Annotated in this window: 17 protein-coding genes; 8 read left to right on the top strand and 9 right to left on the bottom strand. The window is 52.5% G+C overall.

Annotated features, from left to right (window positions below; all coding sequences use genetic code 11):
* Positions 1–127 precede the first annotated feature (127 nt).
* Entirely contained in the window at positions 128–2,083 is a 1,956-nt protein-coding gene (gene acs, locus DW47_RS0111050) for an acetate--CoA ligase (RefSeq protein WP_029686484.1), read from the top strand.
* 58 nt (positions 2,084–2,141) lie between these two features.
* Here acs and DW47_RS0111045 read toward each other — a convergent pair whose 3' ends face one another.
* The 3 genes from DW47_RS0111045 to DW47_RS0111035 all read right to left on the bottom strand — a co-directional run bounded on the left by DW47_RS0111045 (position 2,142) and on the right by DW47_RS0111035 (position 3,927).
* Positions 2,142–2,684 (bottom strand): YfaZ family outer membrane protein, encoded by a 543-nt coding sequence (locus tag DW47_RS0111045; protein ID WP_029686483.1) that lies wholly within the window; start codon positions 2,682–2,684, stop codon positions 2,142–2,144.
* 120 nt (positions 2,685–2,804) lie between these two features.
* Complete coding sequence (locus DW47_RS0111040) at positions 2,805–3,506, bottom strand: LrgB family protein (RefSeq protein ID WP_029686482.1); 702 nt, start codon at positions 3,504–3,506, stop codon at positions 2,805–2,807.
* Positions 3,499–3,927, bottom strand: a complete 429-nt coding sequence (locus DW47_RS0111035) for a CidA/LrgA family protein (RefSeq protein WP_029686481.1) — start codon at positions 3,925–3,927, stop codon at positions 3,499–3,501. The genes DW47_RS0111040 and DW47_RS0111035 overlap by 8 nt, the downstream gene beginning before the upstream one ends.
* Before the next feature lie 102 nt (positions 3,928–4,029).
* On the opposite strand from DW47_RS0111035, the gene DW47_RS0111030 reads away from it, so the two are divergent.
* The gene (locus tag DW47_RS0111030; RefSeq protein ID WP_029686480.1) at positions 4,030–4,923 is read left to right on the top strand and encodes a LysR family transcriptional regulator; all 894 of its coding nucleotides are present in this window, start codon (positions 4,030–4,032) and stop codon (positions 4,921–4,923) included.
* Between the two features lie 40 nt (positions 4,924–4,963).
* Here the strand turns inward: DW47_RS0111030 and DW47_RS0111025 are convergent, their stop codons facing one another.
* The 3 genes from DW47_RS0111025 to soxR form a co-directional block, all read right to left on the bottom strand.
* Entirely contained in the window at positions 4,964–6,613 is a 1,650-nt protein-coding gene (locus DW47_RS0111025) for a Na+/H+ antiporter (protein WP_029686479.1), read from the bottom strand.
* A gap of 154 nt (positions 6,614–6,767) precedes the next feature.
* Complete coding sequence (locus DW47_RS0111020; protein WP_029686478.1) at positions 6,768–8,117, bottom strand: NCS2 family permease; 1,350 nt, start codon at positions 8,115–8,117, stop codon at positions 6,768–6,770.
* A gap of 160 nt (positions 8,118–8,277) precedes the next feature.
* Complete coding sequence (gene soxR / locus DW47_RS0111015) at positions 8,278–8,808, bottom strand: redox-sensitive transcriptional activator SoxR (protein ID WP_051150909.1); 531 nt, start codon at positions 8,806–8,808, stop codon at positions 8,278–8,280.
* 100 nt (positions 8,809–8,908) lie between these two features.
* Here soxR and soxS point away from each other — a divergent pair, with 100 nt between their 5' ends.
* Together soxS and DW47_RS0111005 are read left to right on the top strand one after the other, a co-directional pair.
* Entirely contained in the window at positions 8,909–9,313 is a 405-nt protein-coding gene (gene soxS / locus DW47_RS0111010; RefSeq protein ID WP_029686476.1) for a superoxide response transcriptional regulator SoxS, read from the top strand.
* 167 nt (positions 9,314–9,480) lie between these two features.
* Positions 9,481–9,762, top strand: a complete 282-nt coding sequence (locus tag DW47_RS0111005; protein ID WP_029686475.1) for a YjcB family protein — start codon at positions 9,481–9,483, stop codon at positions 9,760–9,762.
* Here DW47_RS0111005 and DW47_RS17900 read toward each other — a convergent pair.
* Positions 9,708–10,580 carry a TSUP family transporter gene (locus DW47_RS17900; protein ID WP_420911403.1) on the bottom strand — a complete coding sequence of 291 codons (873 nt, stop codon included), beginning with the start codon at positions 10,578–10,580 and terminating at the stop codon, positions 9,708–9,710. The two genes, DW47_RS0111005 and DW47_RS17900, sit on opposite strands and share 55 nt — an antisense overlap.
* Before the next feature lie 107 nt (positions 10,581–10,687).
* Between DW47_RS17900 and DW47_RS0110995 the strand changes: the two genes are divergently transcribed.
* Positions 10,688–11,461 carry an AraC family transcriptional regulator gene (locus DW47_RS0110995; protein ID WP_029686474.1) on the top strand — a complete coding sequence of 258 codons (774 nt, stop codon included), beginning with the start codon at positions 10,688–10,690 and terminating at the stop codon, positions 11,459–11,461.
* A 90-nt stretch (positions 11,462–11,551) separates the two neighbouring features.
* Here the strand turns inward: DW47_RS0110995 and DW47_RS0110990 are convergent, their stop codons facing one another.
* Entirely contained in the window at positions 11,552–13,930 is a 2,379-nt protein-coding gene (locus DW47_RS0110990; RefSeq protein WP_029686473.1) for a glucose/quinate/shikimate family membrane-bound PQQ-dependent dehydrogenase, read from the bottom strand.
* 663 nt (positions 13,931–14,593) lie between these two features.
* Entirely contained in the window at positions 14,594–15,136 is a 543-nt protein-coding gene (locus tag DW47_RS0110985; RefSeq protein WP_029686472.1) for a single-stranded DNA-binding protein, read from the bottom strand.
* A gap of 443 nt (positions 15,137–15,579) precedes the next feature.
* Between DW47_RS0110985 and uvrA the strand changes: the two genes are divergently transcribed.
* The 3 genes from uvrA (at position 15,580) to DW47_RS0110970 (ending at position 20,924) form a co-directional block, all read left to right on the top strand.
* The gene (gene uvrA, locus DW47_RS0110980; RefSeq protein WP_029686471.1) at positions 15,580–18,408 is read left to right on the top strand and encodes an excinuclease ABC subunit UvrA; all 2,829 of its coding nucleotides are present in this window, start codon (positions 15,580–15,582) and stop codon (positions 18,406–18,408) included.
* Positions 18,409–18,560: 152 nt separating this feature from the next.
* On the top strand, positions 18,561–19,613 hold the full coding sequence (locus DW47_RS0110975; protein WP_029686470.1) for an NAD(P)-dependent alcohol dehydrogenase: 1,053 nt from the start codon (positions 18,561–18,563) through the stop codon (positions 19,611–19,613).
* A 129-nt stretch (positions 19,614–19,742) separates the two neighbouring features.
* Positions 19,743–20,924, top strand: coding sequence for a uroporphyrinogen decarboxylase/cobalamine-independent methonine synthase family protein (locus tag DW47_RS0110970; protein ID WP_029686469.1), 1,182 nt, complete (start codon positions 19,743–19,745; stop codon positions 20,922–20,924).
* Position 20,925 lies beyond the last annotated feature (1 nt).

Raw genomic sequence — 20,925 nt, 5'->3', positions numbered from 1 at the left:
AGCCAAGGAACGATCCCATATTGTTTTTAGCGTAACGTGATCGCAAACGCACATCTCCCTGGCTCTTTGTGTCACTTTTAGAAACATAATAAAAACATAATTTCAACAATGCATACGGAGCCCTGCCATGAGTCACCGTTACAAACACCCGGTTCTTCCTGAAATAGCTGCCCGCGCGCTGATTAATCCTCAGCAATATGCAGACATGTACCAGCAGTCGGTAGAAGACCCGGAAAGTTTCTGGGGTGAACAGGGAAAAATTATCGATTGGATCACGCCCTATCAGCAGGTAAAGAATACCTCCTTTGCCCCCGGAGATATCCGTATCCGCTGGTTCGAGGACGGCCAGCTTAACTTAGCCGCAAACTGTATTGACCGTCATCTCGATATTCGCGGTGATGAGGCTGCCATCATCTGGGAAGGGGATGATAGTCAGGAAAGCCGGACCCTCACCTATTGCCAGCTACATCAGCAAGTTTGCCAAGCCGCCAATATGCTCACCGGTCTTGGCGTCAACAAAGGGGATGTGGTCGCTATCTATATGCCGATGGTCCCAGAAGCGGCTATTGCGATGCTGGCCTGCGCCCGTATCGGTGCTGTCCATACCGTTATTTTTGGCGGTTTTTCCCCCGATGCGGTCGCCGGACGTATTATCGACTGTGCGGCGAAAATAGTGATTACTGCCGATGAAGGGCTGCGTGCCGGACGCCCTATCCCACTGAAAAAGAACGTCGACCAGGCACTGAAAAACAGTACTGTCACCAGCGTCGAACAGGTAATTGTGTTCCGCCGGACCGGCAACCTACCAAGCTGGGAGCAGGGCCGTGATCAGTGGTGGCACGAGCTGATGTCCAATTCCTCAACAACACATACACCGGTGGCCATGAATGCCGAAGATCCGCTATTTATTCTCTATACCTCTGGCTCTACCGGCAAACCGAAAGGCGTGTTACACACTACTGGCGGTTACTTGGTCTACGCAGCTACGACTTTTAAATATGTGTTTGATTATCATGCTGATGATATTTACTGGTGTACGGCCGATGTTGGTTGGATCACTGGTCACAGCTATTTGGTATACGGGCCTCTGGCCTGCGGGGCGACGACCCTGATTTTTGAAGGTGTGCCGAACTGGCCGACCTCTGCACGAATGTCGCAGGTGGTGGATAAACATCAGGTCTCCATCCTCTATACTGCCCCGACCGCCATCCGTGCCTTGATGGCCGAAGGTAACAGTGCCATTAAAGGAACCGATCGCAGTAGCCTGCGTATTCTCGGTTCGGTGGGCGAACCCATTAACCCAGAAGCCTGGGAGTGGTATTACCAGAAAATCGGTAATAGCCGTTGCCCAGTCGTAGATACTTGGTGGCAGACCGAAACCGGCGGCCTAATGATTACACCATTGCCTGGCGTGACAGAGCTCAAGCCCGGTTCCGCCTCTCGTCCGTTCTTCGGCGTTCAGCCCACCCTACTGGATAACGACGGTATCGAGCAATTAGGTGCCTGCGAAGGTAACCTAGTGATCGCCGATTCCTGGCCAGGACAGGCGCGTACGCTATACGGCGACCACCAGCGCTTCGAACAGACCTATTTTTCCACCTTTAAGCATTACTATTTCAGTGGTGATGGCGCTCGTCGCGACGAAGACGGTGACTACTGGATCACCGGGCGAGTCGATGATGTGCTGAATGTGTCTGGCCACCGGTTGGGCACTGCGGAGATCGAATCCGCCCTGGTTGCGCATCCGAAAATTGCTGAAGCGGCAGTTGTCGGTATCCCGCACAGTATTAAAGGTCAGGCGATTTATGCCTATGTCACCCTTAATCACGGGGTAGAACCTTCTGCTGAGCTGTATGCGGAAGTCCGTCAGTGGGTCAGAAAAGAGATCGGTCCGATTGCTACACCGGATGTCTTGCACTGGGCCGAAATGTTACCGAAAACCCGCTCTGGGAAAATTATGCGCCGCATCCTGCGTAAAATTGCGGCTGGAGAAACCAGTGGTCTGGGCGATACCTCAACCCTGGCGGATCCAGGCGTGGTCGATAAACTGCTAGAAGAAAAACAGCAATATCACAGCGCCTAATAAGCAAAACCCCGAGACAGCCAACCTGCCCCGGGGTTTTGTCTGCAGACTATCAGCCTTAGAAGCTGACTGATGCACTCAGATACGGACCATCGACTAGGACATTATCTTTATTATTACCGGTGTTGTTTAACCCAACATACTGGTAACCGGCACGCAGTGTCAGCAAGGAAATCGGGGTAAAGCTGATCCCCCCAGCCGCTTCCTGATAACGTTCCAGATGCTCAGAGAACGATTTCGGAGCATAGTAATATTCACCATACAGTCCCCACATGCTGTTCACCGCATAGCTGACCCCAGTACCCACGGCTACCGTAAACCCGTCTTTACCGTCTTCTGGATGAGTAAACAGCGCTTTCGCTGCCGGAGAAATATTCAGCGGACCGACAGACAGGTTATAGCCGAGCGTTGCACCACTGACGCTGCCATCATTGTTGCTGCGTAACCAGTTACCTTTCACAAACAACCCCGGTGACGCACTGCCCACACCAACGCTCAGATTGGTACTGTGCTGCCCGACATCGACACTGCCTTCAACAGCCTGCGCCATGCCGCTGGTTACCAAGCCTGCCAGTCCAACGGCAAGAAGGATTTTTTTCATTTTAGGACTCCCTGTGAGTTGAAATAATCACTTACACAGGTATTTGACCAGTATGAAAAAGGGCAGGCAACCGATTTATACCCTCGGAATGAAAACTTTCGTCATGTAATGTAAATAGCACTATTTGCTGATGGTCCACATCACATGACCAATAATCGGTGCCATTAAGACTGTCACCACTCCGGCCAGCATCATCACCAAGCTGGAGACAACCCCTTCTTGAGCACCAATCTGATAAGCACGAGCGGTACCGGCCCCGTGGGAAGCTGCACCCAGGCCTGCCCCTTTTGCCATGCCGTGTTTGATCGCGATCCGCAGAAACAGAACGTCTCCCACCGCCATACCAAACACTCCAGTCAATACGACAAACAGTGCGACTAAATCCGGCTGACCACCGACCTGTTTTGCTGCCGCCAAGGCGAAAGGTGTGGTAATAGAACGAACAGCCAGACTGCGTTGAATTTCTACCGGCAGTGTGAATAGACGCGCCAGCCACACCGAACTGCAGACGGCCACCAACGTAGCGGTGATCACTCCAGCACTCAATGACATCCAATGACGTTTGATAATGGCAATGTTTTCATAGACGGGTACCGCAAATGCCAGTGTCGCAGGGCCAAGCAGCCAGATTAGCCAGTGGCTTTGCGCAATATAATCCTTCCATGTGATATGGGTCACTAACAGCATCAGTACCAACACCATTGGCGTCATCACCAGTGGCATCAGGACCAAAGTTCTCCAGCGACGGTACAGGCGCTTATTCAGATAGTAGACCAATAACGTTATCGCAAAACATAACAGGCTGATCACTAAATCATGCATGAGGCACCTGCTTACGCGCTGCGCGGGCGAGTTCATACTGATAAACACGCTGTACCACCAATGAGGTCGCGGTCAGAACCAGCACAGTGCTGATCGCAATCACTAAGCAAATCCGTATACCGTCAGTACGCAGTAACGGTCCGTAGTTAATGACTGCCACTACCGCTGGAACGAAAAACAGCAACATTTCCGCCAGTAACCAGTTTGAACCCGCTTTTACCCATTTGAGCGGTAAAACACGGCTAACGATAAGAAATAACAGAAGTACCATACCAACAATATTCGCAGGCAGCGGAATATGCAGCCAGACCACCAGTTGCTGTGAGAATAAAAACAGGCCAATATAAAGCAGGACTTGTACAGGCAGCTGCAACAAATGGGGTAGTTTTGTCAGCCTCTGTGAACGAAGGGCCGCAAGCATGGTGAACTCCTTATAAGTGATTTATACAAAGAGTATACAGCCTGTTCACCAGGTGAATAAAATGAACTAAAATTATCTTAACCATGCCATTTAGGAATAGTTATGGATGTAAAGGCGATACGCTATTTTACTGAAGTCGTCCGCCAGCAAAGCTTCACCCGCGCTGCAGAAAAACTGTATGTTACTCAACCGACTATCAGTAAAATGTTACGCCAGCTGGAAGAGGAACTGGGGTGTACTCTGCTATTACGTGAAGGTCGCCGTCTCTACCTGACCGACAGTGGTAAAGCCGTCTATCAGCGTGGGCTGACCATCCTCCAGGAATTCCGACAACTCGAAGCCGAAATAGAAGATATTAATCAGTTAAAAACCGGTGAATTACGCCTCGGTATTCCACCGATGGTGGGTATGCAGATTGTCGGCTCTATCTCCGCTTTCCATAAACGCTATCCGGGTGTGGAACTTAAAATCTCTGAATTTGGCGGACTGGCGGCGCAACAAGCGGTATTACAAGGCAGTCTTGATATCGCCATGACCGCCCTCCCCACCGAAAATGAACTTCCTCTGCGGGTACTGCCGCTGATGGAGCATCGCTTGTGCGTGCTGGTCCCGCGTAACGAAGAGTGGTTAACGCGAAAACAGCTGACCCTTGAGGAAGTCGCCCGTTATCCCTTGCTGGTATTTAACGAAGAGTTTTCATTGAACCGTCAGCTGAGTAAATCCTTTCAGCGTCAAGGGCTGACCCCGACGGTAGCTATTCAAAGCGGACAATGGGACTTTCTGGCCACCATGGTGCAGGCCGGTATGGGAGTGGCGATCCTGCCAGAACCGATTTGCCAGCGTCTGGACCCCGCATCATTGCTATGGCTCCCGCTAGAGTCGGAACTGACCTGGACATTGGGTCTGGTATGGCGGGAGGGGAACTATATCTCCAGCAGTACCCGTGCATGGATCCAGTGTTGTCGAGATTTCTGGCCGGACAGCGGTCGCTTCTAAATCGCACACCGGCCGCACTGATGGCGGCCGGTGTGTAGGCTTAATCTTCTTTTTCGATCAGCAGTGCTTCCAATAAATCCAGATCTCGCAACAACTTCTGCATCGATTCATTACTGATTTGCTGAGTAGCGCGCATATGGTAGACCTCTGCCCGCTCAGAGCGCAGAGCCGTTAAGCGGAAACGACGCTCCAAATTTTCAGCGAACATCGCCCGTTCGATATCGTCTTTACCATCCACCCGACGGCGTAAGTTCCCCGTCACCCTGGAACTGACCTCTTTAAGGATATCGGGGTCGATATTCTCTTCGCTGTCACGGCCCAATCGCTCTTCCATCTTATAGACGCTGTCGATAGCCGTTTTCGCCATGATGGCCCGTGCCGTCCTCAGTTCGCGGGCATTTTCACTTTTATCCATACCCGGAATACCGCGTAGCAGCAGCGGCAGAATGACCACTCCGGCCAGCAACGAAAACATAATCACCCCTGTTGCTAGGAATACCAGCTCATAACGTGCCGGGAAGGCATCTCCGTTGACCATATACAGCGGGATCGATAACACCCCCGCCAGGGTCACTGCTCCGCGAACCCCAGCAAAAGTGGCAATCAGTAGCTCGCGCAGCGAGTAGTTACTGAATTCCATCGGTTTTTTCTTCAGGAAACGCAGGCTCATACGCTGCATAACATACAGCCAGCAGAATCTGACGACCAGCAATGCCAAATAGACCAGAGCAACATCGGCAAAAAGTAGCCAAATACTGACATTCTGATCCGCATTGGCCTGAGCTATCGACGTTTCCAAGATACTTGGCAGTTGCAGGCCTAGCATCAGGAACACCATGCCGTTAAACACAAACTCCAGCATCTGCCAGACACTGTTAGCTCGCAGACGCATTGCCAAAGGTGCTTGGCGAATGATGCCAGAACGAGTAATGGTCATCCCTGCCGCTACTGCGGCCAAGATCCCCGAGAAGCCAAAGTGTTCTGCAATGATGTAAGAGGCAAAAGGTAATAACAGCAGTAGCACGGTCTGGGTTGCCGGGTCATCACCGCTCCAGCGGCTCATTAGGCGTAGGGATTTACCGTACAGCCAACAGATAATTACCCCGGCCAGCAAGCCCCCTACCGCCACTTTTAGAAACTCAAGGGTGGCACCGGACCAGGTAAACACCATGGTCCCCATTGCCACGGCAATGGCGAATTTCAGGGAAACCAGACCGGAGGCATCATTCATTAATGCCTCACCCTGAACAATCGACATGATCTTCTTCGGAATACGCCCTTCGCCGACAATCCCTGACAGCGCCACCGCATCGGTAGGCGAGAGGACAGCAGCCAGTGCAAAAGCTGGGATAAGCGGGATCCCTGGTACTGTCCAATAAATCAGGTAACCGATCCCCAGTACCGTGATCAAGACCAGTACCAGCGCTAGACCGATAATTTCACGGCCATGATGCAAAAATTCACTGGTCGGGGTTTTCCAGCCATCGGCAAACAGCAATGGCGGAATAAACAGCACCAGGAACAAGTCTGGATCAAAATCGACATGTAAACCGATGGTAGGCCAGGCAAGAATGGCCCCAGCAATAATCTGCATCAGCGGCAGCGGGATATGAAACGGGAGTAACCGGCTGATCACACCGGACAAAGAGACCACCAGGGTCATGATCAGTATGGTAAAGAAGATTTCCATGCTTTCCTTTTAGCCTCTTCTGCAGCATGACATTAACTGAAGACGTCAAAGACGAACTCACAGTGTAAAGCAAAACCTTGTCCAGCGTGCACCCTGACGTGCGGAATCCCTTCCGCATCTCACTCAGTCACTGCTTATTACCATAGAAAGGGAGTTACAGCGCCCAGCCTCCGGCATAAAATACTGCCAGCGCGATAGCAATGATGACGATACCGCTATTAAGTTTGCCCCACTCACCGGCAAATAATCGACCAATCACCAGAGTGACAAAGCCCAGCATAATGCCGGTAACAATGTTACAGGTCAGCACAATAAACACCGCAGTCACCAGACCGGACAGCGTATCCACCGCATCGTCTGACACCAAGGTGGCGACATTACGCAGCATTAACAGTCCGACGTACATCAGTGCTGGGGCCGTTGCATAGGCCGGTACCATCGCCGCCAGCGGCGACATAAATAACACCAATAAAAACAGCAGCCCGACCACTACTGCCGTCAGCCCCGTTTTACCTCCGGCGGCGGTACCGGCAGCAGATTCGATATACACGGCTGCCGGGGCCGCTCCCACCATCCCTGAAAACAGGCTGGTCACTGAATCACTGGTCAACGCCCTACCGCCATTGAGGATCTGTCCGCGTTCGTCAAGCAGGTTGGCCTGACCTGCTACCGCGCGGATAGTTCCGCTGGCATCAAATACCGCGGTCATCACCAGGGCCAGTACCAACGGCAGTACCGCCGGTTGCAGCGCCCCTAGAATGTCTAAGCTAAACCACTGTGAATGACCACTGGCATCTTGGAAATGAGGCAGTGCAAAAATACCGTGGTACTTCAGGGTCGGATCAATGCCCATACCGATAGCAGAAATGGCAATAATCACCCAGATAATGCTGCCGGTTACCCGACGCTTTTCCAGACCAATAATCGCCGCCAATCCACCAAGGGCCAGTAACGCTTGAAAGGAGGTAAAATGCCCGAGTGCCACCGGTAAACCTGGGCCGGGATTTTTCACCACTAGGCCAACATTATTGGCAGCAATCAACAGTAAGAACAAACCGATACCGACGCCAGTACCGTGAGCAATACCGCGCGGCAGGTTGCGTAAAATCCAGCCACGGATGCCGGTGACCGATACCAGGGTAAACAGTATCCCCATCAAGAAGACCGCACCGGCGGCTACTGGCACCGAGACATGTTTGCCGATCACCAAGCTAAAGGCGGTAAAAGCGGTCAGGGAAATGGCACAACCAATCGCCAGTGGCAGGTTTGCCCACAGCCCCATTAACAATGAACCGAAACAGGCGACCAGACAGGTAGCCACAAAGGTTGCCGCGGGAGGAAAACCGGCTGACCCCAGCATCTCAGGCACCACAATGACGGAATACACCATCGCTAGAAAAGTGGTAATACCGGCAGTCATCTCCTGACGCGCAGTGCTACCCCGTTCAGAAATCTTAAACCACCGATCCAGTCGCCCGAGGGATGACTGTTGGTCTGTAGACATAAATAGCCCCTGGTTATACATGTTATTATAGGTAAGGTGGCACCGACGGCCTGAACCGCTGCCGGCATCCGGAATTTCCGGTGGAGAGTGCCATGCGAGGGAGGTCTACGCAGCACTAGTCCCTGAAAGGTCGGTGATTATCCGGTTATAGGCACGACTTTCAACCTTTGTTTCTGTCCACGGCGGTTTCTTTCTGCTTTTCCGGACTCTCCGTAGAAGATCCCTCTGTGCCCTGAACTCTCTCCAATAATACGGCTCCCTGCCCTTGAGCCGCCAGATGGTCGCCGGCATTGCGTAATGGACAGTCGCGCATCGACAAACAACCGCAGCCGATACAGCCCTGCAGATCGTCGCGCAGATGGATCAGCGTTTCGATGCGTTTATCCAATTCATCTCGCCAATAACCAGTTAGGGTTTCCCATTCACTGGCCGACATCCGCTTATCTGCCGGCACCAAGGCCAGGTTTTCACTGATCGTCGACAGCGGCAGTCCAATACGCTGCGCCACCTTAATCACCGCTACCCGCCGCAACACATCACGGCTGTAACGACGCTGATTGCCGGCGTTGCGGGTACTGGAGATAAGCCCCTTACTCTCATAAAAGTGCAGTGCCGATACCGCAACCCCGCTGCGCCGGGCCACTTCACCAGGTGTCAGCACCGCCTTCGGATAATTTCGCTCTTTTTTCATCACCCACCTTTACCTCAAGTTAACTTGAGGAATTATACTTCACCTTAACGACTCTTTCTAACCCCTTCGGGGATACTGATATCGCGGTAAGGACAGGTTTATGATGCAAGAAGAGATCATTCATTCGCTGACACAATGGATTAACCAAAATCTGGGCAAATCGTTATCGATAGATGAAGTCGCTGCCAAATCGGGCTATTCGAAATGGCATCTGCAGCGTATGTTCCGTGCCGTCACTCAGAAAACCCTCGGGGATTATATCCGTGAACGTCGACTCGTGATGGCCGCCGATGCGCTACGAAAAACCCGCCGTCCGGTGTTTGATATTGCTCTACAGTTTGGTTACGACTCGCAACAGACCTTCTCACGGGTATTTCGTCGGCAGTTTGATCAGACACCGACTGCCTACCGTCAGGCGATGCGTAACACCGCTATCCCTACTAAACCTTATACCTCCCAGGGCAGCGAACACCGCAACAGCTCGTCGATGATGGCTTTCCGCTAATAGATTGCACTCAGCCTGTCCCAATCGCGGACTGGCTGAGGTAACGCCTGTTCATTTTTCCATCAGATTGCCGTATAATGTGATATGAATCACATAATCCGCACTCAGCTCCCCTGGTTGACAGCTCGGCGTTTCGCGGAAGACACAGTTATACGCGGAAAGGTTAAATGGGCACTCTCACTGCAAGTTTTTATCTGGTTCGCTGGGGGTTACTCAGCGCAGTCGCCATGTTTCTCGCCAGTACTCTCAAAACAAAATGCCGACAAAACAGTCGCTTTCTCAGCGGTCTGTTGTGCAGCGGACTGGGGATCGCCATGTCATGCTGGTTTGTCACCGGCCTGATGGGGATCACTTTCTCTGCCGGTGAAGTACAGCTGATGCTGCACAATACCCATCAAACGCTCACTGAGTTGGCGAAAATCACTGCCAAAAGCTGGCCGGAATACTGATCGGCCTTGGCTAACCGCGGATCGGTACACAGAGGATCGCCACCATAGACAGTCCTAACAGCCAAGGATAACACGCGGCATGTAACCGGTCTGGGAGCCATGCAGCAAAGCGCCCCGCCCCCCACATGCCGATCCGAGCGCCTATGATCAGCATGATGCCAGCCTGCCAGTCCACTGGACTTTGGGGGACAGAGTTGCCGCTCAGGGCGGCACTCAATACAGGGTACAAGTAGGTTAAGGTTGCCATCAGGGCCATCGGGAGGGTCAATAGATTGGCTACGGCTGCCGCCTGTGTCATTGACGCACCGCGACGCCGCAATAACGGTACCGTCATCACACTGCCGCCCACCCCGAGAAACGCCGCCAGCAGTCCAATGATCCCCCCCCACCCATGCAGGCCAACCTTTCATTTTCGGAGTGACGGACGTCACGCGCAGAAAGCCAGGTCGCAGCAAACAATCCATTAGTGTCCCCCCTAAATAGAGCACAAACCCATCACGGATCACGGTACTGCCCGCTGCCTGAGCAGCAATAGCTCCAGGAACCGCGCCAACAGCAATAGCTAAGGTTAAGCTGCCGATCCCAGGGAGAGAACGACTATCCGGACGCTGACGGCGTAGCACTGCCAGTAATGAGGTGACTAGCATCACCAGTGCTGAAGTAGCGACCGCCACCGTCATCGGTTGTTGCCCGCCACAAGTGCTGCCGTGACTTAGGGTATAAGCCACGATTGGCACAGTGAAAAAACCACCACTGAAACCAAATAGCACCGTGGTGATGCCGGAAAAAAAACCAGCGAACAAAAGGAAAAACAGCATAAAGGTTTACCTGTCAGTAAAGTCAGGTCAGAGTATAAGAACAGATATCACTGGCCCGCATACGGGAACCGGACAACCAATAACGAATTTAGGCCAAAGGTGAGGCGATGCGTAATGTCCGCATTAACGATGTCGAGCAGATACCCCGGTCGGTGATTGCCCTGGCAACCGACTATACCCCAGGTACCCAACTGGCCCCACACCATCACCGCCGCGCCCAGTTTCTCTACAGTATGAGTGGATTGATGGAGGTCACAACCGGCGATGGCCAATGGATGGTCTTACCCGGCAGCGGCGTCTGGATCCCAGCTGGCACCTGCCACAGTGTGCGGATGCTGGCGGCCAGTACCCGCAGTCTGTATATCGAATCTCAACAAGTCCCGCGCCCGGCGCAGCAGTGTGAAGTCCTGAGCGTCAGCCCGTTATTGCATCAACTATTGCTGGCCTCGGCGGAGATCACGCTACTTTATGACCCTGTGGGACGGGATGCCTTGCTGTTAGAACTGGCACTGGCGGAATTGGCTCGGGCGCCGGTGAACCCGCTGTTTACCCCCTTACCCGCTGATCCGGCACTGGCGGCCTTATGCGGCCACTTCCTACAGCAACCGACTATCCAGCAACGTCCTGAACACTGGGCGGCACAACTGCATAAAAGTCTGCGCACTTTCAGCCGCTTTTTCCGCCAGCAAACGGGACTAGCCTTCAGTCACTGGCGTCAGCGCGCCTGTGTTAACTACAGTCTGGTCGCGCTCAGTCAGGGGGAGAGTGTTACCCGCCTGGCCCTCACCCTCGGCTATCAAAACAGCAGCGCATTCTCCGCTATGTTCCGTCAGGCGACTGGCTTTGCGCCAACAACGCTAACGGCCCCTTCTCGAGGCTAACGCACAGATAAAAAAATCCCCGCTAACCGAAGTCCGCGGGGATGATGCACTTTCTTTCAGAGAGGCCTCCAAGGAGACCCACTCTGTAGATTAAGGCAGTTTATACGCGACGATATAGTCACCCATTTTGCTACCGAACGAACCGTGTCCGCCAGCATTGATAACCAGGTACTGTTTACCGTCTACTTCATAGGTCATAGGCGTTGCCTGACCACCGGCTGGCAGACGTGCCTGCCACAGCAGTTTACCATCACGGACACTGTACGCACGGATGTAATCATCCAGTGTCGCGGCGATAAAGAAGACATTACCGGCAGTGGTGATTGGTGCACCCAGCATCGGAGTACCGACAGTGATTGGTGGCAGTGGGATCGGGCCACCGCTGTCGCGGATAGTACCGATACGTTTTTTCCACACAATCTTGTTGGTTTTCAGGTCAACGGCAGAGACGAAGCCCCATGAAGGTTCCATACAAGGCAGACCCAGCGGTGACAGGAACGGATTCAGTTCAACACCGTAAGGAACACCGTACATGTGCTGCAGACCAGCTTCTGAACCTGAACCACCAGCATGGCCTTCACTTGGTTCTTCTGGGTTGTTAGGGCCACGAGGGATCAGTTTAGAAACAAACGGCAGTTGCATCGGGTTAGCAATCGCGTATTGCTCGCCACCATTGATAGACAGGCCACCCCACTCGAACATCCCCAAGTTACCTGGGAATACTAAGGTGCCCTGCTCTGATGGTGGAGTGAAGGTACCTTCATAACGCAGGCGATGGAACATGATACGACAAACCATCTGGTCGAACATACTGCCGCCCCACATCTGCTTACCGGTCAGTTTCGCTTCTGGACGGAACGTCAGGTCAGAGAATGGCTGAGTCGGAGACAGGTGGTCACCTTTTGCTGGGCCTTGCGGAACCGGACGTTCTGTTGCAGGAACAACCAACTTACCGGTTTCACGGTTCAGAACGAAGATGTTACCCACTTTGGTCGGCACATAGATGACCGGAACAGTGTTGCCATCTTTATCCTGGATATCGGCCAGTGAAGGCTGTGCCGGAATATCCATGTCCCACAGGTCGTGGTGGACAGTCTGGTAGAACCACGCTTCTTTACCGGTAGAAGCATGTAAAGCCAAGATACCACTCGCATAACGTTCTTGGTCTGGAGTACGGTCACCGCCCCAGATATCTGGAGTGGTCACACCCATAGGGATGTAGATCATATCCAGTTTCGAGTCATAAGCAGAAGGTGCCCATGAGTTCGGGGAGTTAGCGGTGTAGTGCTGACCGTCAGCAGGGATTGCGTTCGGATCCTGTGCACCCGGATCGAATGCCCATACCAGTTTACCGGTATTCACATCGAAACCACGGATCACACCAGACGGCTCACGGGTAGAGTAGTTATCGGTTACCGCACCGGCAATCACGATCACATTGTTAGTGATGATTGGCGGAGACGTTGGTTCATAGCCACCCGGGAAGGCATTTGGCTGCTGGTGCTGCAGATCCAAAGTACCGTTATTAGCAAAGTCTTTACACAGCTGACCATTTTCTGCGTCAACCGCGATCAAGCGACCGTCGTTAACCGGCAGGTAGATACGACGTGAACACATGGCCGGAGTGACAGAACTGTTAGCCGGAGCAACAGGCTGAACTTCATGGTAAGAGACACCACGACAGGTCATATGCTGGAAGGTTGGGTTGTATTTGACCTTAGGATCAAAACGCCATTTTTCTTTACCGGTCGCAGCATCGATAGCCACTAGGATCTGGTGTGCAGTACAGCTGTACAGCAGGTTACCAACTTTCAGCGGCGTTGCTTCGTTGGTGATTTCACCCGGATCATCCGCACGCTTCAAGTCACCAGACTGATAGGTCCAGGCTACCTGCAGGTTTTTAACGTTACTTTCGTTAATCTGGCTCAGCGGAGAGTAACGGTCACCGGCCTGAGTACGGCCATAGGCACGCCAGTCAGCAGCCGGCATGTTAGAATCTGGCTGCGCGATACCGGTATTTTGTACATTCAGGGTACCGTTGACTTCCTGCGGATCTTTACCAAAGAAGGCAGTCACCACCATCGCCAGGTTGATGACGATCGCAATCACCATCAGCGCTGTCGATTTTTTGTTGGGGGCTGCCAGCTGGCGATAGACAAACGGCAGGATCATCCAGATACCGAACAGAACCCAGATATCTAGACGCGGCGCTAAAGCCCAGAAGTCGATACCAGCTTCGTAGTAAGACCAAACGGCCGTCGCCAGCAGGATGATGGCATAAAGATAGAAAGCACAGCTTCTTTTCTTTAACAGGAGACCAGTAAATACCGCCATAGCGATACCGCTGACCAAATAGTAAGCACTGCCACCTAAGGAAAGTAACCAGCCACCGCCGATTATTAACCACAAGGTAACGAATACCGAGAAGAGTAATGTGATAAGGCGTAAGCCTTTGCGTTCACGAGACATTGAATAACCTTTTAAGTTAACAATTGTATTTATAAGTAAAAGTCGCCATAGGGTAGTCTTTTTTTGTCTGTTTTAATATCGTTTTTTGTGATCAAACCACATTGACAATAACATTTGCTTAATAATTATGACGACATTGAACCAACAAAAACCCTCATTTATTCGAACAATTTTATGAAAAAAAACCGGACGTTAGCCGCATGTTCCAGAATTTTCTGTAAAACAGCATTATAGCGAAATAGAAAATAAAACCAGGTTGAGAGAATAAATAGGAATAAAAAATCGAGGCTCAGCAGGATCTTGCGGCGAGGGAGACCAGAATTGGTAACGTTTCCACTGAGAATGTCACAATCGTAATATAAAAAAACCTTCATAATGATTTAACAAAAAAGCATCAATCAATGGAAAATATCATGAGACCTGCCAAGGACTGGGCTCCTCTCCATCATCGCACCGAGCCTATCCCGACTAAGCAGACTTCCCGCACGGAGTAGCTGTCGCTCACTGCCTCAAAAAATAACGGCTGCTTTACCCACTTTGGTAATGAAAAGACCTCACTAACAGCCCTCACTCCTGCACGCCACCCCATAACCGCTTTCTGGCGGCCAAAAAAAACCCCGCAGTGCGGGGCTTTTAATTGAAAACGTGGTTCATTCATGGAAATCAGAACGGGATATCGTCATCGAAATCCATCGGTGGTTCACTGCTGGCTGGCGCGCTGTTCTGCTGCGGACGGGCTGCTGGGGCATTACCACCACCGCTGAACTGGTTACCACCTTGTGGCTGCTGTGGCTGTCCCCACCCATTGTTATTGTTGTTGCCTTGACCGCCGGCCGGTGCGCCGCCGGTACCACCCGGACGTCCACCCAGCATCTGCATGGTACCGCCAACGTTGACCACTACTTCGGTAGTATAGCGATCCTGCCCGCCCTGATCCTGCCATTTGCGGGTGCGCAGCTGACCTTCGATATAGACTTGGGAACCTTTGCGCAGGTATTCCCCCGCCACTTCCGCCAGCTTACCGAACAGTACTACGCGGTGCCATTCAGTGATCTCTTTGTTCTCACCGGTTTGCTTGTCACGCCAGCTCTCAGAAGTGGCCAGTGTAATGTTGGTGACAGCACCACCATTAGGCATATAACGCACTTCCGGGTCCTGTCCCAGATTCCCGACAAGAATCACTTTGTTAACGCCGCGACTGGCCATAGAGGTCTCTCCTGAAGAATAAATTACTCAAAGTCTAAGCGGTAAACTATAACATAGTCACGTTTCCTAAGTGATACTTTCGACATGTTTTCCAAAGCTACGTACGCCAAACAGCACACTGCTCAGCAGCATTATTTGTGCTGTCCATCTCTATGGCTCCGCGGGGGTCAAGCCATTCTCTGCCTCCACCCGCGACATCCGTTGCCGCCGATCCTTATCCGCACTATTCGCCCGGTAAGGGCGCAAAATTCTTCTATAGTAACACCGGGCATACGGCGGCTTGCCAGCCGTGAAGTCTGCTCCGTGGCCTCGGGTATGAACCTACCAGGCGACAAACTACTGGATATTTAATCAGTTCATTTTTTATGCCATAATAGTCTGTTTGATTCTCCCTGTTGCCGCCGTCGCGGCGACAGACGATGCTGATACTTCGGGAAAGGTGCATGGATAAGATAGAAGTACGGGGTGCCCGCACCCATAACCTGAAAAACATCAATCTGATTATCCCGCGCGACAAACTGGTTGTTGTCACGGGCCTGTCAGGTTCCGGTAAGTCCTCTCTGGCCTTTGACACCCTGTATGCCGAAGGTCAGCGCCGTTACGTGGAATCCCTGTCGGCCTATGCCCGTCAGTTCCTCTCGCTGATGGAAAAACCGGATGTCGACCACATCGAAGGTCTGTCACCGGCCATTTCTATTGAGCAGAAATCGACGTCACATAACCCACGCTCTACTGTTGGTACCATTACCGAAATTCATGACTATCTGCGTCTGCTGTTTGCCCGCGTGGGTGAGCCACGCTGCCCGGAACATAATGTGCCGCTGGCAGCCCAGACCGTTAGCCAGATGGTTGATCAGGTATTACAGCAGCCTGAGGGGACTCGGCTTATGCTGCTGGCGCCGGTGATCCGTGACCGTAAAGGCGAGCACAGCAAAACCCTTGAAAACCTGGCTGCCCAAGGATATATCCGTGCGCGTATTGATGGCGAGGTCTGTGACCTGTCAGATCCACCCAAGCTAGAACTGCAGAAAAAACACACCATTGAAGTGGTAGTGGACCGCTTTAAAGTGCGTGATGACCTAGCGACTCGTCTGGCGGAATCCTTTGAAACCACCCTCGAGCTTTCTGGGGGCACAGCAGTTGTCGCCAGTATGGATGACAGCACAACACCGGAACTTTTGTTCTCGGCAAATTTTGCCTGTCCAGTGTGTGGCTACAGTATGCGTGAGCTTGAACCGCGTCTGTTTTCCTTTAACAACCCTGCCGGTGCTTGTCCAACCTGTGACGGTCTGGGGGTACAACAATTCTTTGACCCACAGCGGGTGATCCAGAACGAAGAGATCTCGCTGGCAGGGGGCGCTATCCGTGGCTGGGATCGTCGTAACTTCTACTATTTCCAGATGTTGCGTTCACTGGGTGAGCACTACGACTTTGATGTCGAAGCCCCCTTTAATACCCTCAGTGATAAAGTACAGAAAGTGATCCTGCACGGCTCTGGCAAAGAAAATATCGAGTTTAAGTACGTCAATGATCGTGGCGATACCTCGGTACGCCGCCATCCGTTCGAAGGCGTGCTGCATAATATGGAGCGCCGCTACAAAGAGACCGAATCGAATGCGGTCCGTGATGAGCTGGCGAAATACATCAGCAACCGCTCCTGTACCAGCTGTCACGGAACCCGCCTGCGTGAAGAAGCCCGTCATGTCTATGTGGCAGAGACCACCCTGCCAGAAATCTCCGAGATGAGTATCGGCCACGCGACCTCGTTCTTTGGATCTCTGGCCCTCAGTGGGCAGCGGGCACAGATTGCCGAAAAAGTCCTGAAAGAGATCAGTGAACGCCTCAGCTTCTTGGTTAACGTGGGTCTGAATTATCTGTCACTGTCACGCTCTGCCGACACCCTGTCTGGTGGTGAGGCGCAGCGTATCCGTCTTGCCAGCCAGATCGGTGCCGGGCTGGTCGGCGTCATGTATGTGCTGGATGAGCCGTCTATCGGCCTACACCAACGTGATAATGAACGTCTGCTCAGTACCCTGATCCACCTGCGCAACCTTGGTAATACCGTGATCGTGGTGGAGCACGACGAAGATGCTATCCGTGCCGCCGATCATGTTATCGATATCGGCCCAGGGGCGGGAGTACACGGTGGTCAGGTGGTCGCCGAGGGGGATGTCAACGCCATTATGGCTAACCAAAACTCCCTTACCGGCCAGTTCCTCAGTGGTAAGCGTAAAATTGAGGTACCAGCAGAACGAGTCAAAGGCGATCCACAGAAAGTGCTGACCCTCAGCGGTGCGCGGGGTAACAACCTAAAAAATGTCACCCTGACGCTACCGGTCGGCCTGTTTACCTGTGTTACTGGCGTATCCGGTTCTGGGAAATCGACGCTAATTAATGACACCCTATTCCCGCTGGCACAGCGCCAGCTGAACGGTGGCACCAGTATTGAACCGGCACCCTACCGTGATATCAAGGGACTGGAACATTTTGATAAAGTGATCGATATCGACCAGAGCCCGATTGGCCGTACACCACGCTCTAACCCAGCAACCTACACCGGTATCTTTACCCCAGTACGTGAGCTGTTTGCTGGAGTGCCGGAAGCCCGTAGCCGTGGTTATACCCCGGGTCGTTTCAGTTTTAACGTCCGTGGCGGCCGCTGTGAAGCCTGTCAGGGGGACGGTGTGATCAAAGTAGAGATGCATTTCCTGCCGGATATCTATGTTCCTTGTGACCAGTGCCAGGGTAAACGCTACAACCGTGAAACGCTGGAAATTAAATACAAAGGCAAAAGTATCCATGAAGTGCTGGAGATGACCATCGAAGAAGCCCGTGATTTCTTTGAGGCGGTCCCTGCGCTGGCCCGTAAGCTGCAGACTCTGATGGATGTTGGACTGTCCTATATCCGTCTCGGCCAATCTGCCACCACTCTGTCCGGGGGGGAGGCGCAGCGCGTTAAGCTGGCACGAGAGCTGTCGAAACGCGGCACCGGTCAGACCCTGTACATCCTCGATGAGCCGACCACTGGTCTGCACTTTGCCGATATTCAGCAGTTACTGGCGGTTCTCCACCAACTGCGGGATCAAGGCAATACTATCGTGGTGATTGAGCATAACTTGGATGTGATCAAAACCGCTGACTGGATCGTCGACCTCGGTCCAGAAGGTGGCAGTGGCGGCGGTGAGATCTTGGTCGCTGGCAGTCCAGAGGCCATTGTCGAGTGTGAAGCCTCACATACTGCACGCTTCCTCAAACCTTTGCTGGACCAGTAATCACTTCCCCTGAGTGTCGGTACCCCCGGGTACCGACCTCTCTGTGGCCACGATGGACATTATGTTTAGGCAGTTCACTGACCGTCCTGGCACAGTCTTCACCCTCTCCGGCGAACAATTCCGGAATTTTTTTCTTTCTGACAGGAGACATCATGAAAGTTTTTCATGCATATGCAGCACAGAACGAAAAGTCCCCCCTCGCGCCCTTTAGCTATCAGCCACGCGAACTGCGTGACCAAGATGTCGAGATTGAGATCCTCTATTGCGGAGTCTGTCACTCTGACCTCCACCAAGCCCGTAATGAGTGGCGTAATACTGTGTTCCCAGTTGTTCCGGGCCATGAAATCGTCGGCCGAGTCACCGCCACTGGCGCGAACAGCCATAAGTATCAGGTCGGTGATTTAGTCGGCGTTGGCTGCTTGGTAGACTCTTGTCGCCACTGCGAAAGCTGTGAGGACGGTCTTGAGCAATACTGCGAAAACGGCTTCGTCGCCACCTATAACAGTGAAGATCGCTTTGACGGCAAAATCACTTACGGCGGCTATGCGTCCGGTATCGTGGTCCATGAAGACTTTGTCCTGAAAGTGCCAGAAAACCTTGATCCCGCAGGGGTTGCGCCACTGCTGTGCGCCGGGATCACCACCTTCTCGCCACTGAAACACTGGAAAGTCGGCCCAGGACAAAAAGTGGGCGTGGTAGGACTGGGTGGCCTCGGCCATATGGGCGTTAAGATCGCCCATGCGATGGGGGCAAAAGTAGTGCTGTTTACTACCTCTCCGTCTAAAATCGAAGACGGTAAGCGTCTGGGAGCCGATGAAGTGGTGGTCTCTAAAGATGCTAAGCAGATGGAACAACATCTCAACAGCTTCGACTTTATCCTGAATACCGTGGCGGCTACCCATGATTTAACGCCGTTTATTAACCTGCTAAAACGCGACGGCAATATGACACTGGTCGGTGTACCGGAGCATGACCATCCGTCACCGAGCGTCGCCAGCCTGATTTTCAAACGCCGCAGCGTCTCGGGATCGTTAATTGGTGGTATTGCTGAAACTCAGGAAATGCTCGATTTTTGTGGTCAGCACGGTATCACTGCTGACATTGAGATGATCGATATCGATCAGGTTAATGACGCTTACGAACGGATGCTGAAAAGTGATGTGAAGTATCGATTTGTTATTGATATCAATAGCTTGAAAAAGTAGCTATCGCTCCCTCTCCGCCGCCGGCGCACCCTGGTAGCCGGCGGTACAAGTTGAATTAATTTCACCCCTGAGCAGTAGATTTCAGAGTATGGTGTGATACCCACATTTATAATAACCCTGGAAACTATCATGCCAACACAGACTCTCCGTCCCCCATTCCGCGCTGACGTTGTCGGCAGTTATTTACGTCCCGTTGAATTACATCAGGCAAGAAAAGACGCGGCGCAAGGTCGCATCAGCGCCGCACAACTGAAATCTGTCGAAGATAAAACCATCACTGAGCTGGTACGTAAACAGAAGCAGGCCGGCTTACGGGTGATCACTGACGGTGAGTTTCGCCGCAGTTGGTGGCACCTTGATTTTATGTGGGGGCTGAACGGTGTGCACAAACAGCAACTGACACAGGGTTATCGCTTCGCAGATATGGAAACCCGCGCCGAAACCGCACAGATAAGCGGTCAAATCAGCGGTGAAAACCACCCTTTTGTTGAGCACTTCCGTTTTCTGTTATCGCTGGCAGGGGACGATACTGTGCCCCGTATGACTCTCCCTGCCCCCGCCCAGACCTTTAAAGAATTTTGCCGCCCCGATAATAGCACCACCACCAACGCTTATTACCCCGATCAACAGGTGCTGATCCGTGACTTAACAGCGGCTTATCAGAACGTGATCCGTGAACTCTATGCCGCTGGCTGTCGCAACCTGCAATTGGATGATTGCACTTGGGGCATGATGGTCGATGCCCGTTATAACAACAGTGGTATTGCCGAAGATAAACAACCCGGCCACAGCGGTTGTGACTGCCATCCTGGTCAGCACACGGTGATCAGCGATGATCTGAAAGCCCTGACCGAATTGCTACTCAGCATCAATAATGCGGCATTGGTCGGGGCCCCCGAGGATATGGTGCTGACCACCCATGTCTGCCGCGGTAACTATCGCTCGACCTGGGCAGCCAGTGGTGGCTATCAGGCGGTAGCCGAACCCTTGCTGGGCCGGGAAAATGTCTCTGCCTATTATCTGGAGTTCGATACCGAACGCGCCGGGGATTTTTCACCGCTGGCTTACACCAGTGGCGATAAAAAAGTGGTGCTGGGACTGATTTCCTCAAAAAACGGCGAACTGGAAGATAAACAGACCATCATCAACCGTATCCATGAAGCCACGCGCTATTTGCCACTGGAACGGCTCTGCCTCAGTACGCAATGCGGTTTCGCTTCTACCGAAGAAGGGAATATCCTGACCGAAGCACAACAGTGGGCCAAAATCGCGCTGGTTACCGAGATTGCCCGTGAGGTATGGAGCGACTAAG

Origin of the sequence: Tatumella saanichensis, assembly GCF_000439375.1 — a bacterium.
In the GTDB taxonomy this organism is placed as follows: Bacteria; Pseudomonadota; Gammaproteobacteria; order Enterobacterales; family Enterobacteriaceae; genus Tatumella; species Tatumella saanichensis.
This window is presented reverse-complemented; position numbering and strand designations above follow the sequence as displayed.

Excerpts from the sequence above, each read along its gene's own strand:
- DW47_RS0111020 (WP_029686478.1), bottom strand. The coding sequence starts at position 8,117 with ATGTCTACAGACCAACAGTCATCCCTCGGGCGACTGGATCGGTGGTTT.
- DW47_RS0110975 (WP_029686470.1), top strand. The coding sequence starts at position 18,561 with ATGAAAGTTTTTCATGCATATGCAGCACAGAACGAAAAGTCCCCCCTC.
- DW47_RS0111030 (WP_029686480.1), top strand. The coding sequence starts at position 4,030 with ATGGATGTAAAGGCGATACGCTATTTTACTGAAGTCGTCCGCCAGCAA.
- soxS (WP_029686476.1), top strand. The coding sequence starts at position 8,909 with ATGATGCAAGAAGAGATCATTCATTCGCTGACACAATGGATTAACCAA.
- DW47_RS0110990 (WP_029686473.1), bottom strand. The coding sequence starts at position 13,930 with ATGTCTCGTGAACGCAAAGGCTTACGCCTTATCACATTACTCTTCTCG.
- uvrA (WP_029686471.1), top strand. The coding sequence starts at position 15,580 with ATGGATAAGATAGAAGTACGGGGTGCCCGCACCCATAACCTGAAAAAC.
- DW47_RS17900 (WP_420911403.1), bottom strand. The coding sequence starts at position 10,580 with ATGCTGTTTTTCCTTTTGTTCGCTGGTTTTTTTTCCGGCATCACCACG.
- soxR (WP_051150909.1), bottom strand. The coding sequence starts at position 8,808 with ATGAAAAAAGAGCGAAATTATCCGAAGGCGGTGCTGACACCTGGTGAA.
- DW47_RS0111005 (WP_029686475.1), top strand. The coding sequence starts at position 9,481 with ATGGGCACTCTCACTGCAAGTTTTTATCTGGTTCGCTGGGGGTTACTC.
- acs (WP_029686484.1), top strand. The coding sequence starts at position 128 with ATGAGTCACCGTTACAAACACCCGGTTCTTCCTGAAATAGCTGCCCGC.
- DW47_RS0110995 (WP_029686474.1), top strand. The coding sequence starts at position 10,688 with ATGCGTAATGTCCGCATTAACGATGTCGAGCAGATACCCCGGTCGGTG.
- DW47_RS0110970 (WP_029686469.1), top strand. The coding sequence starts at position 19,743 with ATGCCAACACAGACTCTCCGTCCCCCATTCCGCGCTGACGTTGTCGGC.
- DW47_RS0110985 (WP_029686472.1), bottom strand. The coding sequence starts at position 15,136 with ATGGCCAGTCGCGGCGTTAACAAAGTGATTCTTGTCGGGAATCTGGGA.
- DW47_RS0111040 (WP_029686482.1), bottom strand. The coding sequence starts at position 3,506 with ATGCATGATTTAGTGATCAGCCTGTTATGTTTTGCGATAACGTTATTG.
- DW47_RS0111025 (WP_029686479.1), bottom strand. The coding sequence starts at position 6,613 with ATGGAAATCTTCTTTACCATACTGATCATGACCCTGGTGGTCTCTTTG.
- DW47_RS0111035 (WP_029686481.1), bottom strand. The coding sequence starts at position 3,927 with ATGCTTGCGGCCCTTCGTTCACAGAGGCTGACAAAACTACCCCATTTG.
- DW47_RS0111045 (WP_029686483.1), bottom strand. The coding sequence starts at position 2,684 with ATGAAAAAAATCCTTCTTGCCGTTGGACTGGCAGGCTTGGTAACCAGC.